We start from the raw sequence: 16,932 nt of genomic DNA on the forward strand, positions 1-16,932 counted from the left end.
AAAGGACCCCCGAGCAGTGATCGCACCGCGCACCCGACGAGGCGACGGCCGCCTGACCGCTGCCCTCGACCCCCAGGACCAGGGGCCGCAGGACGAATGCGGCGTGTTCGGCGTGTGGGCGCCGGGCGAGGAGGTCGCGAAGCTGGCCTACTACGGCCTGTACGCGCTCCAGCACCGCGGCCAGGAGTCCGCGGGCATCGCCGTCTCGGACGGCGGGCGCATCGCCGTCTACAAGGACATCGGCCTGGTCTCCCAGGTGTTCGACGAGGCCACGCTCACCGCGCTGAGCGGCCACATCGCCGTCGGCCACTGCCGCTACTCCACCACCGGCGTGAACAAGTGGGCCAACGCCCAGCCCACCTTGGGCGCCACCGCCGACGACGGCACGGTCGCCCTGGCGCACAACGGCAACCTCGTGAACTCCGCCGAGCTGCTGCGCATGGTGCACGCCGCGGACGGCCGCCACACCCACGGTGAGATGAAGCAGGGCAACACCACGGACACCGCCCTGGTCACGGCCCTGCTCCACGGCGCCCCCGGGGACCGCCTCGAGGAGACCGCCCTCGAGCTGCTGCCGAAGATCCGCGGCGCCTACTGCTTCGTGTTCATGGACGAGCGCACCCTCTACGCCGCCCGCGACCCGCAGGGCGTGCGCCCGCTCGTGCTCGGCCGCCTCGAGCGCGGCTGGGTGGTGGCCTCCGAGCAGTCGGCCCTCGCCACCGTCGGCGCCTCGTTCATCCGGGAGGTCGAGCCCGGAGAGATGATCGCGATCGACGAGGAGGGCATCCGCTCCACCCGCTTCGCCGAGTCCAAGCCGGCCGGCTGCGTGTTCGAGTACGTGTACCTCGCCCGGCCGGACGCCACGATCGCCGGGCGCTCTGTGTACGAGTCCCGCGTGGAGATGGGCCGCCGCCTCGCGCTCGAGCAGCCGGTCGAGGCCGACGTCGTGATCCCCGTGCCCGAGTCCGGCACGCCCGCCGCCGTGGGCTACGCGGACGCCTCGGGCCTGCCGTTCCGCCAGGGCTTCGTGAAGAACGCGTACGTGGGCCGCACCTTCATCCAGCCGTCCCAGACGCTGCGCCAGCTCGGCATCCGCCTCAAGCTCAACGTCCAGTCCACCGTGGTGGCCGGCAAGCGCGTCGTGGTGGTGGACGACTCGATCGTGCGCGGCAACACCCAGCGCGCCGTCGTGCGGATGCTCAAGGAGGCCGGCGCTGCCGAAGTGCACGTGAAGATCTCCTCCCCTCCCGTGAAGTGGCCCTGCTTCTACGGCATCGACTTCGCCACCCGCGCCGAGCTCATCGCCAACGGAGCCGCGGTGGACCAGATCGCCGCATCCATCGGCGCCGACTCGCTGGCCTACATCAGCGAGGAGGGCATGATCGAGGCCACCGGGCAGCCGCGCGAGCGCCTGTGCACCGCCTGCTTCACCGGTGACTACCCGATCCCGCTGGCCGACGAGGGCGAGCGCGGCAAGGGCCTGCTGGAGCCGGTCGCCGTGTCGCCCGCGTCCACCGTGGTGCTGGACGTGGACGGCGAGACCACCACCGTGACCGCCACGGGCTGCGAGCCCGGCCCGGACGCCGACGACGAGAAGCTGCTCACCGAGACGGACAGGACCCCGCTGTGACCCCGAACCAGACCCCCTCCTCCGCCGCCCCGATCACCTACGCCTCGGCCGGCGTCGACGTGGAGGCCGGCGACCGCGCCGTCGAGCTGATGAAGGACGCCGTGAAGGCCACCCACACCCCCGAGGTCATGGGCGGCATCGGCGGCTTCGCCGGCATGTGGGACGCCTCCGCGCTGCTGCAGTACCGCAAGCCGCTGCTGACCACGTCCACGGACGGCGTCGGCACCAAGGTGGCGATCGCACAGGCGATGGACAAGCACGACACCATCGGCCAGGACCTCGTGGGCATGGTCGTGGACGACATCGTGGTGGTCGGCGCCCAGCCCCTGTTCATGACCGACTACATCGCGTGCGGCAAGGTCGTGCCCGAGCGCATCGCGGACATCGTGCGCGGCGTGGCCGAGGGCTGCCGCCTGGCCGACACCGCGCTCGTGGGCGGCGAGACCGCCGAGCACCCGGGCCTGCTGGCCGCAGACGAGTACGACGTGGCGGGCGCGGCCACCGGCGTGGTCGAGGCGGACATGGTCCTGGGCGCGGAGCGGGTGCAGTCCGGCGACGTCGTGATCGGCATGGCCTCCTCCGGCATCCACTCGAACGGCTACTCGCTCGTGCGCCGCGTGGTGAACGCCGCGGGCTGGTCCCTGGACCGCGAGGTCACCGAGCTCGGCTGCACCCTCGGCGAGGAGCTGCTCGTGCCGACCCGCATCTACTCCCGCGCCTGCCTCGACCTGGTGCAGCGCCTCAACGGCCACGACGGCGGCTCGGACCTGCCGGTGCGCGCGTTCAGCCACGTGACCGGCGGCGGCCTGGCCGCGAACCTGGCACGCGTGCTCCCGCAGGGCCTCATGGCGACCGTCGAGCGCGACACCTGGTCCCTGCCGCCCGTGTTCCGCCTGGTGGGCGAGCTCGGCCGCGTTCCGCAGTCCGACCTCGAGCGCACCCTCAACCTCGGCGTGGGCATGGTGGCCGTGGTGGACCCGGAGGTGGCCGCGAAGTCGATCTCCGTGCTCGTGGACGCCGGCATCGACGCGTGGGAGATGGGCACCATCGGCGCCCTCACCGACGACGCGGCGGCCGCGGGCCTGGACTTCGTGCATGGCGCCAAGGGCGTCGACGGCGGCGCCGTGCTGATGCGCGGCCAGTACGCCGCCTGACCCCCCGGGGGCGTTTTCGTTCGGGAAACGGCGGCCTCCGGAGCGTTTTCGTTCGGGAAACGGCGGCCTCCGGGGCGTTTTCGTTCGGGAAACGGCGGTTCACGACGCGAAGATCCGCCCGCCGAGCCGGGCCCGGTGCGTCTGCACCTCGGCGACGACGCGCCGGAAGTCGTCCCGCGCGTCGTCCACCGTGGCCCAGATCTGCGTCCAGCCCGCGCGCGCCCATCCCTCGTCTCGCCACGAGTCCACCGCGAGCTGTGCAGGATCGAGGTGGTGACCGCCGTCGTAGTGGACCACCAAGCGCCACTGCCGCCACCCCAGATCCGCGTCCGGTGACCGGGCCCGGCCCGGGTGCAGCACCAGCTGGAGCTCCGGCTCGGGCAGGCCGGCGTGGAGCAGGGCCAGTCGCAGGGCTGTCTCCTGCGGGGAATCCGCGCCCACCCGCACCAGCTCGAGTGCGGCACGGGCGGTGCGCACTCCCTTGAACCGTCCGGCACGCAGGAGCGCGGACCGCAGGGCCGCCGTCGTGGTCCGTGGTGAGCGACGCCCCTCCGGCGACCACGGCCGATGGATGAGGGCGTCCCCGGCCGCCACGACGGGCTCGAGCATGCCTGGACGAAGCAGCGCGGCCAGATCCGCCCAGGATCGCTCCAGGCTCGTCAGGCGGATCCCGTGGAGGGCTGTGACGTCCGCGGCCGGGACGAGGCGGGCATGCGAGGTGATCTCCGGTCGGACGCTCGCCCCGCGCGGGTGCGGCCGGGACACGTGCACCGTGCCGTCCTCCGCCAGGAACGGCGGCAGCGGCACGCGGTGCAGGAGCAGCGCCGTGAGGTGGGAGGCCACTCCCCCGCTCGCCTCCACGATCGCGGCCGTCTCCTCCGGCGCGAAGGGAGCGGGCGCCTCGGCGTAGCCGAGATCCGCCCACGAGCCGAGGTGGTCAGTCCGGAGCCGATGGACCCCATGCGTCACGCGCCGCACGTCACCGCCGCGGACCAGTCGCTCCGAGACCCCGGCCGCGCGCAGGTCGCCACGGGTGAACGGCCGGCCGGTCTCGACGATGTCCGGCAGGGGCAGGGAAGACGTGTCCATGCCCGTGACGATGGCTCAACCCGGCCTATCCCGCCCGCTCAGGAGCACCCACCGTGGACGACGACGCCGGCGGCGCCACCTGTGCAGGAGTCGTGCGTGGCCCCGGGCCACCCGGTGTCCACACCCCCGGCGCCCGCCGTTTCCCGCACGAAAACGCCCCGGCGTCCGCCGTTTCCCGAACGAAAACGTGGGTGGGGGTCAGAGGCGGGCGTCGAGCCAGGCCAGCGCGTCGGCGACCGGGGCGCGCCAGCGCCAGCGGGCCTTGGCGTCGGCGCGGGTGGGGCCGAGGTTGATCAGCCCCGTCTCATGCCCGGCCCGCTCGGCCCGCAGCACGAACCGGTAGCCGCTCATCACGGCCAGCGAGGTGCCGACGGCGAGCACCGTGCCGCCGTCGTCGGCCATCGCCTCCGCGGCCGCGCGCCGCGCCGCGGGCACGGACTCACCGAAGTACACGACGTCCGGCTTGAGCTTCACGGAGCCGCAGACCCGGCAACCGACCATCGTGAACTCCTCCACCCAGTGCTGGTCGAGGGAGACGTCGCCGTCGGGGTTCACGGCGTCCGGGTCGATCGCCACGCGCTCGAGGTAGCCCGGATTGGCGGCCTCGAGCCGCAGGTCCAGGTCACGGCGGGACTCGGTGGCCCCGCAGTTCAGGCAGGCCACGCGCGCCAGGTCGCCGTGGAGCTCGATCAGCCGGTCCTCCGGCATGCCCGCCGCGCGTCCGGCCTCGGCGTGCAGCCCGTCCACGTTCTGGGTCAGGATGCCGGCGATCCGCCCCTCGGCCGCCCAGCGCGCGAGGATGCGGTGCGCCTCGTTCGGCCGGGCCTGGTCCATGCGGCGCCAGCCCACGAACGAGCGCGCCCAGTAGCGGTGGCGGGCGGCCGGGTCGTCCCGGAACTCCTGGTACGTCATCGGCCGGTGGCGGTGCAGGGACCCGTTCGGCCCCCGGTAGTCCGGGATGCCGGAGTCCGTGGACACGCCGGCCCCGGTGATCACGAGCGGGCGGGACTCCTCCATCAGACGCAGCAGACCCCGAGACGCCGTCTCGGGGTCCTGCAGCGGTGCTGTCTCATCCACCACCCTGGCGATCGACCGCAGGGCGGCCTGATGCCCGTCCAGGGCCGGATGCCGTGCGGGCGTCATCGCGCCCGCGCGTCGTCGTCCTCGTCCTCCGCGTAGAGGTCCGCGTACGGATCCTCGTACTCGGGCTCCTGGTCCTGCTCCGGGCCGCGCGTGCGTCCGCCCGTGAGCTCTCGCTCCAGTGCCGAGAGGTCTGTTCCGGGAGAGAAGTACTTCATCTCCCGTGCCTGCTTCGTGGCCTTCGCCTTCTGACGGCCGCGCCCCATGAGCGTGACCCCCTTCGCATCTCTCGCCGCCTCGGATCTGTGGCGCACAGGGGCCCGCCGAGGTCTTCACTGGTCAATATGGTTCGTGCGGACAAGGATACATGACCCGCCGGACGGCCTGTGGACGACGACGACCGGCCCGGTCCGGCGGGGCGTGCAGTGGCGCCGGGTGCGGCGCGGGCGGCCGCGACACGCGCGGCATCCGGCTGGACGGGCGTGACACGCACCCTGTACGGACGCTGGACGAGCGGCTAGGTTGCGTACGTCACATCCGCCCCGACGATGAGGATGCCCATGCGCCGCACCCCCACCCTGCTGGCCGCCGCCACCCTGGCCGCCACGCTCGCCGCCGCCCCCGTCTCGATCGCCGCCCCGTCCTCCCCGGCCGCCCCGGCGAAGGCCACCGCAGCCACCGCGCAGACCGCCGACCGGGGCCTGGGCCCCGGCCAGAACCGTGCCGGCGGCAACCCGAACTCACCGGAGAAGCTGGTCCGATCCATCTCCTCGGACCACCTCCGCCAGGACATCGAGGCGTTCGCGGCCATCGCGGACGAGCACGGCAACCGCGCCGCGGGCACGCCGGGCTTCCAGGCCTCGCTCGACTACGCCGTGGGCGAGCTCGAGGAGGCCGGCTACGACGTCGAGCTCCAGGAGTTCGAGATCACCTACACCGAGACCCTGCGGGACCGGCTTCAGCAAACCGGACCCGTCCAGCGCGACCTCGAGCACACCGTCTTCACGTCCTCGCCGTCAGCGCAGGTCGCCGACGCCCCGCTCGCCGCCCCCGCCGGCGCCGCCACCGGCTGCGCCGACGCGGACTGGGCCGACGCGGACCTGACCGGCAGCGTCGCCCTGGTCTCCCGGGGCGACTGCACCTTCGCCCAGAAGTCCCAGGTCGCGGCCGCCTCCGGTGCCGAGGCCGTCATCATCTACAACAACGCCGAGGGCGCGCTGAACGGCACCCTGGGCGCCGCGCCGGGCGACGTCGTCGGGACCGTGGGCGTGACCCGCGAGCTGGGCGCCGATCTGCTGGCCCAGACCCGCGCCGGCGGCGCCACCGTCACCCTGGACCTCGAGCAGCTTGTGGAGCAGCGGCCCACCTGGAACGTGCTGGCGGAGACGCGCACGGGCAGCGACGACGACGTCGTGATGCTCGGCGCCCACCTGGACGGCGTGCCGGAGGGCCCGGGCATCCACGACAACGCCTCGGGCGTCGCGGCGACCCTCGAGGTCGCGCGCCAGGCCGCCAAGGCCAACAAGGCCGAGAGCAAGGTCCGCTTCGCCCTGTGGGGCGCCGAGGAGATCGGCCTGCTGGGCTCGCACCACTACGTGGACACCCTGACCGCCGCGGAGCGTGAGGACATCATCCTCTACACCAACCTGGACATGGTGGCCTCGCTGGACCACCAGAACACGCTCGGCGTGCTCACGGCCGACTGGTCGATCGGTGCTGAGTCCCTGCTCGGCGCGCAGCTCGACCGCGACGGCCACACGCACCAGCCCGAGGGCAGCAACGGCCGCTCGGACTACGCGCCGTTCGTGGACGCGGGCATCGCCTCGACGGGCCTGCTCTCGATCCGCGACGACAACTACCACACGCCCCAGGACGACATCGACAACGTCTCCATCACCACGCTGACCCACACGGCCCGCGCGGTGGCGAACCTGATCGGCACCCTCCAGCAGGACGCCGACGCCCTCGGCACCCGCTGACCCGAGGCGTCCGCCCGTCTCGCAGATGCCGTCGGGGGCGGTTTCGGGTGGTATCCAGGCCGGATGCCACCCGAAACCGCCCCCGACGCGCCAGAGGGAGGAGGAACACGGTCCGTCGGTCCCGGCGTCAGCCCTTCCGGGTCACGGTGAGGCCGTTCTCGCCCTCGACGCGGTCCACGACCACGGTGTCCCCGTCCGCGATCTCCCCGGCGAGGATGCCGCGGGCCAGACGGTCACCGATCTCGCGCTGCACCAGGCGGCGCAGGGGCCGGGCGCCGTAGGCCGGATCGAACCCAGTCTCAGCGAGCCACGCCTTGGCGGCGTCGGACACCTCAAGGGTGAGGCGGCGGTCCGTCAGGCGCGCCTGCAGGGACTCGACCTGCAGGTCCACGATCCGCGTCAACTCGGCCACGGTGAGCGCGTCGAACAGCACGATCTCGTCCAGGCGGTTGAGGAACTCGGGCTTGAACGCCCCGCGCACCACGGACATCACGGACTCGCGCTTGGCGGCCTCGTCCAGGGTCGGGTCCACGAGGAACTGCGAGCCCAGGTTCGAGGTCAGGATCAGGATCACGTTGCGGAAGTCCACGGTGCGGCCCTGGCCGTCGGTGAGGCGGCCGTCGTCGAGCACCTGGAGCAGGATGTCGAAGACCTCGGGATGGGCCTTCTCCACCTCGTCCAGCAGCACCACCGAGTACGGGCGACGCCGCACGGCCTCCGTGAGCTGGCCGCCCTCGTCGTAGCCGACGTAGCCCGGAGGGGCGCCGACCAGGCGGGAGACGGAGTGCTTCTCCGCGTACTCGGACATGTCGATCCGCACCATGGCGCGCTCGTCGTCGAAGAGGAACTCCGCGAGCGCCTTGGCGAGCTCGGTCTTGCCCACGCCCGTGGGGCCCAGGAACAGGAACGAGCCGGTGGGCCGATTCGGGTCCGCGATGCCGGCCCGCGAGCGGCGCACCGCGTCCGCGACGGCGACGACGGCGTCCCGCTGCCCGATCAGCCGCTCGCCGAGGTGCTCCTCCATGGTGAGCAGCTTCTCGGACTCGGCGGTGAGCATGCGGCCCGCGGGGATGCCGGTCCACGCGGAGACCACTTCGGCGATGTCGTCCGCCGTGACCTCCTCGGAGACCATCGGCTCGGTGCTCGAGCGGTCGGCCTCGCGGGCGGCGCGGTCCGCCTCCTCGAGCTGCTTCTCCAGCGCGGGGATCTCGCCGTACAGCAGGCGGGAGGCCTCGGCGAGGTCGCCGTCGCGCTGGGCCTTCTCGGCCAGCGAGCGCAGCTCGTCCACCTTGGCGCGCAGGTCACCGGCCTCGTTGAGGGTTGCCTTCTCCGCGTCCCAGCGGGCGGTGAGGGCGGTGAGCTCCTCCTCGCGGTCCGCCTTCTCGGCGCGCAGGGCCTCGAGCCGCTCGACGGATGCCGGGTCCGTCTCGCCTTCGAGGGCGAGCTCCTCCATGGTCAGGCGGTCCACCTGGCGGCGCAGGACGTCGATCTCCTCCGGGGCGGAGTCGATCTCCATGCGCAGGCGTGAGGCGGCCTCGTCCACGAGGTCGATGGCCTTGTCGGGCAGCTGGCGGCCGGTGATGTACCGGTGGGACAGCGTGGCCGCGGCCACGAGCGCGGAGTCGGCGATGGCCACCTTGTGGTGGGCCTCGTAGCGCTCCTTGAGCCCGCGCAGGATGGCGATCGTGTCGTCCACGCTGGGCTCGCCCACGAAGACCTGCTGGAAGCGGCGCTCCAGGGCGGGGTCCTTCTCGATGTTCTCGCGGTACTCGTCCAAGGTGGTCGCGCCGATCAGGCGCAGCTCGCCGCGGGCCAGCATGGGCTTGAGCATGTTGCCGGCGTCCATGGCGCCCTCGGACGCGCCCGCACCCACGACGGTGTGGATCTCGTCGATGAACGTGACGACCTGCCCCTCGGCGGCCTTGATCTCCTCGAGGACGGCCTTCAGGCGCTCCTCGAACTCGCCGCGGTACTTGGCGCCGGCGACCATGGCGCCCAGGTCCAGGCTGATCAGCGTCTTGCCGCGCAGGGACTCGGGGACGTCCCCGGCCACCATCCGCTGGGCCAGGCCCTCGACGACGGCGGTCTTGCCGACGCCGGGCTCGCCGATGAGCACGGGGTTGTTCTTGGTGCGGCGCGAGAGCACCTGCACCACGCGGCGGATCTCGGCGTCGCGGCCGATCACCGGGTCGAGCTTGCCGGAGCGGGCGAGCTCGGTGAGGTCCGTGCCGTACTTCTCCAGGGACTGGAAGGTGGTCTCCGGGTCCTGGGTGGTGACGCGGGAGTCGCCGCGCACCTGGGTGAGGGCGGCGGCGAGCGCCTCGAGGCTCGCCCCGTTCGAGCGCAGTGCCTCACCGGCCTCGCCCGGATCCGCGGCCACGCCGAGCAGCAGGTGCTCGGTGGAGACGAACTGGTCCGAGCGCTGCTCGGCCTGGGTGCGCGCGTTCTGCACGACCTGCAGGGCGGCGCGCGAGAGCTGCGCCTGGGCCACCGTGCTGCCCTGGGTGGAGGGCAGGCGCCGGATGGCCGAGGAGGCCGCCGTGGAGACGGCGTCGGGGTCGGCCCCGGCGGCCTTGAGGACGGCCACGGCGACGGACTCCCGCTGGTCCATCAGGGCCTTCAGCAGGTGGGCCGGCTCGATCTGGGGGTTGCCGGCGGTGGAGGCGTTCATGGCCGCGGCCGAGAGCGCCTCCTGGCTCTTGGTGGTGAACTTGGCATCCATGTGCGCCTCGCTCCTTCTCTCCCCCGTGTCCCGGGGGTGTCGGACAACCGTCGACGGCGGGCCGTTCCCGCCGCAGACGAAGTTGAGTCTATGTAGCTCAACTCCCCTCGTGCCAGGGCTATTCCCCCGCGCGCCGGTACGTTGGTGCCATGGCCGGCTCCACAGCGGCGCCCCGGCGCCTCCGCACGTACACCCGACCGCGGGTGTCCCTGCTGTACGTCCTGCGCCGCACCCTGCACCGGCTCTTCGAGCTGCAGGTCTGGGATGTGGCCGCCGCCATGACCTTCTTCGGGGCGCTGTCCCTGCTGCCCACCGTCGTCGCCCTGCTCTCCGTGGTCTCGCTGCTGGGCGTCGAGGAGGAGACCGTGGACGCCGCGGCGCACCTGGCCGCCGAGATCTGGCCGTCGCTGACGCCCGACGTCGTCCGCGAGTGGATCCTGACCCTCGGCTCGGCCGGGCCCGGCACCGGCGCTGTCGTCCTGGGGGCCGTCGGCACCGTGGTGTCCGCCTCGGGCGCCGTCGGCGCGTTCCACCGGGCCATGCACCGCATCCACGACACCCGCGAGGGCCGGCCCTTCCTCCACTTCCGCCTCGTGGTCTTCGTCGAGACGCTCGCCCTCATGCTCGGCGCCGTGCTGATCACGATCCTGGTGGTCGTCGGCGGGGACCTCTCCCAGCGCCTCGGCCAGGCCGTCGGCCTGCCGGAGGAGACGGTCCAGACGTGGAACGTGGTGAAGTGGCCGGTCATCCTCGTGGTGATCGCCCTCATCGTGACCCTCGCCTACCGCCTGGGGCCCAACGTCCGGCAGCCCCGCTACCGCCCGCTCTCGCTCGGCGCCGTGGCCGTGGTGGTCCTGCTCTTCGGCGCCACCGTGGCCCTGGGCTGGATCACGGACCGGTTCGGCCAGTTCGCCGTGGTCGGGCGGATCAACTCCGCGATCGGCGTGCTCGCCCTCGCGTGGGTGGCGTGCATCGTGCTGTTGGCCGGGGCCGCCTTCGACGCGGAGGTGCTGCGTGCCCGCCAGCTGGCCGTCGGCATCGACGCCTCCGTCGAGATCCAGCTGGCGACGCGGCACACCGCGGTGCTCGAGGACTTCGAACGGTACGAGGCCCGCATCCGCCGCCTGGCCCGGCTCGTGGCCGAGGCCGTGCGCGCCGGCGAGAGCCTCACGATCGAGGCCACACCCCTGCTCTCCGAGGAGGGGCGCCTCCTCGCGGTCGAGTCGGGAGGGCGAGGCCCGGAGGACGTCAGCTCGGGCAGCCCGTTCCACGCGGACCCGGTGTCCGACGACGGCGCCCGCCTCGAGCCGACGCCGCGGCCCGACGACTGAGAGGTCAGCGCTCCCGCTTCTCGAACGCCTCGACCTGGGCACGCAGCGTCTCGGCCGCGATCTCCTCGTCGAGGCCCACCATGCCGAGGTACACGAGCTCGTCCCCGTCCGTGACGCCACCGACGGTCATGGTGAACAAGGCCGTGTCCATGCCCGAGTTCCCCAGGGAGATGTGGACCGCGTCCGGCACGCCGGGCACCGTCGTGAAGGCCGCCTCGACGCCGTCCGGGTCGCCGAACGTGCCGCACGTGTCGGCCAGCTCGCCGAAGGGCTCCAGCAGATCGGTGCCGTCCTCGGTGACCGCGACCATGCCGAACGCCCCGGCCTGGGAACCGGCCAGGCCGGTGACCGCGGCCGGGTCCACCTCGTACTGGGCCAGCGCACCGCCGAGCCCGGGCGCCTGCTGCGTGTTGATCTGCTCGATGAGGTCCGCGCAGGCGCCCGTGGGGGTGACGCCCGTCAGGCTCAGACTCGTGCTGATCGGCTCACCCCCGCCGCCGGCCTGGGTCTCCATGTCCGTGAACACGCCGTCGGGCGCGGTCTGGGGCGTGAGCAGGACGTCCTCGAGCGCCTCCACACGCTCCTCCTGCTCGTCCGTGAGGTCCGAGCCGGCCCCCGTCGTGGCGGACTCGGACGCGTCGGCCGACGCGGAGGACGAGGCCTCGCCGCCGCCCCCGGCACAGCCGACGAGCGCGAGGGCGCCCACCGCGAGCAGGGACAGGGTGGCGACGGGGCGGGCGGGGGCGGCGGTGCGGAGGATGAGAGACCTCTCAGACCGGGTGACGACGATGTGACCAGCCTGGCAATCCCCACAGCGCGAGGCCAGCCTTCGTCTGCTGGGGCGGGCCGCGGCAGGGCCACCGGTCGATCGGCTCGCTCCGCGGCGACGAGTCGTCTCCCGGCGCCCGCGACGGGCCCGACGCACTACGATGACCACCAATCACGGCGGAACACGTCACTCTGCCGGCTCCCTCCGACCCGCACGCCCGTCCTCCCGACGGCGGCACAGAAGGCACTCCATGACCCGCATCCACTCCCGCCTCCTCGGCGCCGTGGGGCTCACCGCGTCGGCGGCGCTGCTCACCGGCTGCGCCGTCCTCGGCGGCGACGCCGGATCCGCCGGCATCGTGTCCGATGACGACCTGAGCACCTCGTACGGCCTCGTCCAGCCCGGCGTCCTGACGGTCTGCTCCGACATCCCCTACCCGCCCTTCGAGTTCGAGGAGAAGGGTGAGCTGACCGGCTACGACATCCAGCTGGTCGAGGCGGTGGCGGAGAAGCTGGGCCTCGGGGTGAACGTGATCGACTCCTCCTTCGAGGCCATCGAGTCGGGTGCCTCGCTCACCGGCTGCGACGTGAACGCCTCGTCGATCTCCATCACCGAGGCCCGTCAGCGCGTCATGGCCTTCACCCTCCCCTACCTCGACGACGACCTCGTCCTGGTCGCGAAGAAGGGCTCCGGCATCACCGACGTCGACTCCGCGAAGGGCCGCCGGATCGGCGTGCAGGCCGCGACCACCGGCGACGAATACGCCCAGCAGAACGGCCTGAGCCCCGTGCAGTTCGAGGACGGCGGCATGCAGGTCCAGGCCCTGCAGGCCGGCACCGTGGACGCCGCCCTGGGCAACCAGTCCGTGTTGCTCTACTCCCTCAAGGACGACGATCGCTTCGAGGTGGTCGAGTCGCTGCCCACGGGCGAGCAGCTCGGCATGGCGGTCGGCCCGCAGAAGGCGCAGCTCGGCTCCGCCGTGAACCGCGCGCTGCAGGAGCTGCGCAACGACGGCACCGTGGCCGAGCTCCAGGAGCGCTGGTTCGGTCAGGCACAGGAGGACTACCGATGAGCACGCAGGCCCCCGTCTCGCCGGCACCGGCCATGAAGCCCGGCCGCGCGCGCCGCCGTCGTCGGCTGTCCCTGATCATCCAGGCGGCCGTCTTCGTCCTCGCCCTCGTCGTCCTGGCCGTCCTCATCGACTGGGGCGCGCTCGCCGAGAACGTCCTGAACTTCCCCGCCGTGGCCCCGATGTTCCCCAACGTGATCCTCGTGGGGCTGGGCAACACGCTGTTCTACACGGTCACCTCGTTCGTCGTCGGCCTGCTGGGCGGCATCGTGCTCGCGCTCATGCGCCTGAGCTCGTTCGGCCCGTACCGGTGGCTGGCCACCGCCTACGTGGAGTTCTTCCGCGGCGTCCCCGCGCTGCTGGTGTTCCTCGCCTTCGGCTACGGGGTGCCCTTCGCGTTCGGGGTGTCCTGGCCGATCCCCGTCGTCGTGATGGTGGCCCTGGGCATGGTCTCGGCCGCGTACATCGCCGAGACCCTGCGTGCCGGCCTGCAGGCGGTGCCCCGCGGCCAGATGGAGGCGGCCCGGTCCCTCGGCATGCCGACGTGGCGGGCCATGGTCACCATCGTGATCCCCCAGGCGTTCCGCATCGTGCTGCCGCCGCTCACCAATGAGGTCATCCTCCTGACCAAGGACTCCTCGCTGGTCTACGTGCTCGGCCTGGCCGCGCACGAGTACGAGCTCACCAAGTTCGGTCGCGACGGCATCTCCGCCCTCGACGCCGGCATGACGCCGATCCTTGTGGCCGGCCTGTTCTACCTCGTGATCACCGTGCCGCTGTCCCTGTTGGCCCGCCGGTTCGAGGCCCGTTCGACCAAGAAGGGGCACTGAGATGGCCCAGCAGAACCCCATCACCGGATCCTTCGGCGCGGTGGCCGCCGCGGACGCCGCCGGCGTGCACGTGGCCGGCCTCAACAAGTCCTTCGGCGCCAACCACGTGCTGCGCGGCATCGACCTCGACGTCGCCCCCGGCGAGGTCGTGTGCCTGATCGGCCCGTCCGGCTCGGGCAAGTCCACCCTCCTGCGCTGCGTGAACCTGCTGGAGAAGCCCGACTCGGGCGTCGTCACGGTCGGTGAGTTCACGGTCACGGACGAGGACGTGGACCTGGACGTGCTGCGCCGGCACGTGGGCATGGTGTTCCAGCAGTTCAACCTGTTCCCGCACCTGTCCGTGCTGGAGAACTGCACCGTGGCCCAGCTCAAGGTGCTCAAGCGGGGCAAGGCCGAGGCGGTGGACGTCGCCCGTCGGCAGCTGGCCCGCGTGGGCCTGGCCGAGCTCGAGGACCGCTACCCGGACCAGCTCTCCGGCGGTCAGCAGCAGCGCGTGGCGATCGCCCGTGCGCTGGCCATGGACCCGCAGCTGATGCTCTTCGACGAGCCCACCTCGGCCCTCGACCCCGAGACCGTCGGCGACGTCCTGGCGATCATGCGTCAGCTGGCCCGCGACGGCATGACCATGCTCGTGGTCACCCATGAGATGGGCTTCGCCCGCGAGGTGGCCGACCGGGTCGTGTTCATGGACGGCGGCGTCGTGGTGGAGGCCGGCCCGGCCGCCGCGGTGATCTCCGATCCCCAGCAGCCGCGCACCCAGGACTTCCTGCGCCGCGTGCTGCACCCCACCGAGATCGATCTCTGAGCCTGCCCGCCCGCCGTGCCCCGGTGGGCGGGCGCATGCGTGAGGGGCCCCGCCTGGACCGTGGTCCGGGCGGGGCCCCTCAGGCATGCGGCGGGGGCGTCAGGCCTTCTTGCGCAGCTTCTTCAGCTCGTCACGGGCCTCGCGCAGCGCGGCGACCTGCTCCTCACGGGCGGCGTGGATCGCGGCGACCTTCTCGTCCTGGGCGTCGCGGATGGCCTGCACCTTGGCGTCGCGGGCGCCCTCGATGCGGGCGGCGCGCTTCTTGGCGGCCTTGCGGCGCTTGCCGGGGCGGTTGGCCACGGAGTCGGCGGCGATGGCCAGGCCGGAGCCGACCAGGAAGATGTCCTTGGCGACGGCGGTGCCCTCCTGGGACGGGCGCACGCCGTCCGCCTCGGTCATCTCCGGGGTGTTCAGGTACATGGAGAACAGGCCGCCGGAGAACGCGGTCAGGGCGGAGCCGGCGAGCCAGCCCGGGACGAACGGGGCCAGCAGGGCCGAGCCCACGCCGATCTCGGTGGTCACGAGGAACTTCTTGAACTGCTCCGGTGACAGGTTGGCCAGCGCGGGCAGGCCGCGGGCGCTCATGTCGCGCAGGCCCTGGGCCTGCTCCGCGGAGATGCCGCGCTTGTTCAGGCCGGAGTTCAGGATGAACGCGCCGGAGGCCAGGCGCAGCGGAATCTGGACGATGCTCATGGAGTCTTCCTTCCAGTAGGGCCCGCGGCACGCACGTGGAGTGGGGTGTGGCGCGAACGGTCGGTGAGCGGTCTGCACCTCCGACAGTACCAACGGCAGCCCGCTCCCGCCCGCCCGGAGGCGCGGCTGTGCGCGCAGAGCGGACGACGTCGGCGCCTCCACCACGTCGCGGAGGCGGTCGATGATGGACAATGGGGCGCATGCTCCCCCTCATCGCACCCCTGACCGTGGCCGCCGCCGCGCCCACCGACTACGGCTGGCTCGGCAACATCGTCGTGGACATCATGGAGGCGGTCGGCCCGATCGGCGTCGGCCTGGCCGTCTTCGCGGAGAACATCTTCCCGCCCATCCCGTCCGAGGTGATCCTGCCCCTGGCAGGCTTCACCGCGGCCGGCGGCGCCTTCAGCCCGCATGCCGCGCTGGTCTGGGCGACGGTCGGCTCGATCGTCGGAGCGCTGGCCCTCTACGGCCTCGGCGCGTGGCTCGGCCGCCACCGCATGTACCGCCTCGCGGACCGCATGCCGCTGGTGGACATGGAGGACGTGGCCAAGACCGAGCGCTGGTTCATCCGATACGGCTACTGGACCGTGTTCCTGGGCCGCATGGTCCCCGTGTTCCGCTCCCTGATCTCCATCCCCGCGGGCATCGAGCGGATGAACCTCGCGAAGTTCACCCTGTTCACGGCGCTGGGCTCCCTGATCTGGAACGCGATCTTCGTCTACGGCGGCTACGCGCTCGGGGAGCGGTTCCACGTCGTCTCCGAGTACGCGGACGTCTTCTCCAACATCGTCCTGGTCCTGATCCTGGCCTTCCTCGCGATCTGGGTGGTCCTGCGCCTGCGCCGTGACGCCCGCCGCCGGAACGACCCGGACTGGCGCCCGCCGACCGCGGATGAGATGGCCGCCCGCGTCGAGGCCATCCTGGAGTCCTCCGACCACCGGAAGTGAATCGCATGCACCCCGTCCTGCCCTCCCCCCGCCGTGGCCGCGCGGCCCTCGGCCTGGCCGCCGTCGCCCTGGTGGCGCTGAGCGCCTGTGCTCGCACCGAGCCGCAGCCCGAGCCTGCGCCCGCCACGACGGCGGCCTCCGCCCTGCCGTCCATGGACATGGCCCCGTTCACGGTCGAGGTCCCCTCGCACGACCTCGAGAGGGTGCCGGAGGCGAGCATCGCCGTGCTCGAGGGCGAGGACCCGGACCACCACGGGGCGTGGCTGCAGGTGCCCGGGGCGCCGGCCTGGACGGAGGCCATGGCCGGGGCCGTGCGCGCCCAGATCGACCAGTACCGCCGGGACACCGACCCGAGCGCGGACCCGCGTCTGGAGATCCAGCCGCAGCTCGCCGTCGTGGCCGAGGACATCGCCGCGGCCCGCCTGCTCGCCACGGAGCGGCGCGGCACGGACTCCGTGTCCACCTCGCACGTGATCTGGTACTCGGCCCGCGAGGACCGCGTGCTCGAGACCGCCGATCTCTTCACCCCCGACGGCTGGGACGCGTTCCGCGCCGAGGTGCGCCAGCGCATGGCCAACGACCCGGACGTGATCGGCTCGCGCCTGGACTCGGCGGTCGACGCCCCGGAGCAGGTGGAGAACCGTCGCGTCTGGGACGCGGTGGTCTTCCTGCCGGACGGCAGCCTGATGCTCGAGGCGGACCAGGCATCCATGGCGCCGGCCGCCGCGGGCGTGCTGACGGTGCGGATCCCTCGGGACACGGCGACCGCCTGGCTGTCCGACCTGGGCCACGTCGCCGCGGACGCCGCCTCCGCCCCCGCCGACCTGCGTCTGC

14 protein-coding genes and 1 pseudogene are annotated in these 16,932 nt (G+C 72.6%); 9 read left to right on the plus strand and 6 right to left on the minus strand.

What is annotated here, in order from left to right:
• Positions 1-16 precede the first annotated feature (16 nt).
• Complete coding sequence (gene purF, locus QL983_RS05600) at positions 17-1,630, plus strand: amidophosphoribosyltransferase (protein WP_095347359.1); 1,614 nt, start codon at positions 17-19, stop codon at positions 1,628-1,630.
• Positions 1,627-2,784, plus strand: a complete 1,158-nt coding sequence (gene purM / locus QL983_RS05605) for a phosphoribosylformylglycinamidine cyclo-ligase (RefSeq protein WP_230297320.1) — start codon at positions 1,627-1,629, stop codon at positions 2,782-2,784. The genes purF and purM overlap by 4 nt, the downstream gene beginning before the upstream one ends.
• A 99-nt stretch (positions 2,785-2,883) precedes the next feature.
• Here purM and QL983_RS05610 read toward each other — a convergent pair whose 3' ends face one another.
• From QL983_RS05610 to QL983_RS05620, 3 genes are all read right to left on the minus strand, one after another.
• Positions 2,884-3,873 (minus strand): hypothetical protein, encoded by a 990-nt coding sequence (locus QL983_RS05610; RefSeq protein WP_036314245.1) that lies wholly within the window; start codon positions 3,871-3,873, stop codon positions 2,884-2,886.
• A gap of 198 nt (positions 3,874-4,071) precedes the next feature.
• Positions 4,072-5,016, minus strand: a complete 945-nt coding sequence (locus QL983_RS05615; protein WP_069941136.1) for a Sir2 family NAD-dependent protein deacetylase — start codon at positions 5,014-5,016, stop codon at positions 4,072-4,074.
• The gene (locus QL983_RS05620) at positions 5,013-5,219 is read right to left on the minus strand and encodes a DUF3073 domain-containing protein (RefSeq protein ID WP_036314242.1); all 207 of its coding nucleotides are present in this window, start codon (positions 5,217-5,219) and stop codon (positions 5,013-5,015) included. The genes QL983_RS05615 and QL983_RS05620 overlap by 4 nt, the downstream gene beginning before the upstream one ends.
• A gap of 294 nt (positions 5,220-5,513) precedes the next feature.
• Between QL983_RS05620 and QL983_RS05625 the strand changes: the two genes are divergently transcribed.
• The gene (locus tag QL983_RS05625) at positions 5,514-6,932 is read left to right on the plus strand and encodes a M20/M25/M40 family metallo-hydrolase (RefSeq protein WP_233437081.1); all 1,419 of its coding nucleotides are present in this window, start codon (positions 5,514-5,516) and stop codon (positions 6,930-6,932) included.
• Between the two features lie 127 nt (positions 6,933-7,059).
• Here the strand turns inward: QL983_RS05625 and clpB are convergent, their stop codons facing one another.
• On the minus strand, positions 7,060-9,654 hold the full coding sequence (clpB, locus tag QL983_RS05630; RefSeq protein ID WP_095347364.1) for an ATP-dependent chaperone ClpB: 2,595 nt from the start codon (positions 9,652-9,654) through the stop codon (positions 7,060-7,062).
• Between the two features lie 149 nt (positions 9,655-9,803).
• Here clpB and QL983_RS05635 point away from each other — a divergent pair, with 149 nt between their 5' ends.
• Positions 9,804-10,985 (plus strand): YihY/virulence factor BrkB family protein, encoded by a 1,182-nt coding sequence (locus QL983_RS05635; RefSeq protein ID WP_069941133.1) that lies wholly within the window; start codon positions 9,804-9,806, stop codon positions 10,983-10,985.
• A 4-nt stretch (positions 10,986-10,989) separates the two neighbouring features.
• On the opposite strand, the gene QL983_RS05640 is transcribed toward QL983_RS05635, so the two are convergent.
• Complete coding sequence (locus QL983_RS05640; protein ID WP_238692753.1) at positions 10,990-11,691, minus strand: hypothetical protein; 702 nt, start codon at positions 11,689-11,691, stop codon at positions 10,990-10,992.
• Between the two features lie 313 nt (positions 11,692-12,004).
• On the opposite strand from QL983_RS05640, the gene QL983_RS05645 reads away from it, so the two are divergent.
• Genes QL983_RS05645 through QL983_RS05655 form a run of 3 tightly spaced genes read left to right on the plus strand, consistent with a single transcriptional unit; the run spans position 12,005 to position 14,458 of the window.
• Complete coding sequence (locus QL983_RS05645; RefSeq protein WP_122054602.1) at positions 12,005-12,826, plus strand: ABC transporter substrate-binding protein; 822 nt, start codon at positions 12,005-12,007, stop codon at positions 12,824-12,826.
• On the plus strand, positions 12,823-13,653 hold the full coding sequence (locus QL983_RS05650; RefSeq protein ID WP_020626482.1) for an amino acid ABC transporter permease: 831 nt from the start codon (positions 12,823-12,825) through the stop codon (positions 13,651-13,653). The genes QL983_RS05645 and QL983_RS05650 overlap by 4 nt, the downstream gene beginning before the upstream one ends.
• Position 13,654: 1 nt before the next feature.
• Positions 13,655-14,458 carry an amino acid ABC transporter ATP-binding protein gene (locus QL983_RS05655; RefSeq protein ID WP_036314233.1) on the plus strand — a complete coding sequence of 268 codons (804 nt, stop codon included), beginning with the start codon at positions 13,655-13,657 and terminating at the stop codon, positions 14,456-14,458.
• 99 nt (positions 14,459-14,557) lie between these two features.
• On the opposite strand, the gene QL983_RS05660 is transcribed toward QL983_RS05655, so the two are convergent.
• Complete coding sequence (locus QL983_RS05660) at positions 14,558-15,151, minus strand: hypothetical protein (protein ID WP_020626481.1); 594 nt, start codon at positions 15,149-15,151, stop codon at positions 14,558-14,560.
• Positions 15,152-15,351: 200 nt separating this feature from the next.
• On the opposite strand from QL983_RS05660, the gene QL983_RS05665 reads away from it, so the two are divergent.
• Positions 15,352-16,098 carry a DedA family protein gene (locus tag QL983_RS05665; RefSeq protein WP_161788103.1) on the plus strand — a complete coding sequence of 249 codons (747 nt, stop codon included), beginning with the start codon at positions 15,352-15,354 and terminating at the stop codon, positions 16,096-16,098.
• Between the two features lie 5 nt (positions 16,099-16,103).
• Positions 16,104-16,932, plus strand: a pseudogene (locus QL983_RS05670) (hypothetical protein); the annotation flags it as partial.

The organism is Micrococcus sp. APC 4021, from assembly GCF_030407635.1.
GTDB classification, from domain to species: Bacteria; Actinomycetota; Actinomycetes; order Actinomycetales; family Micrococcaceae; genus Micrococcus; species Micrococcus luteus.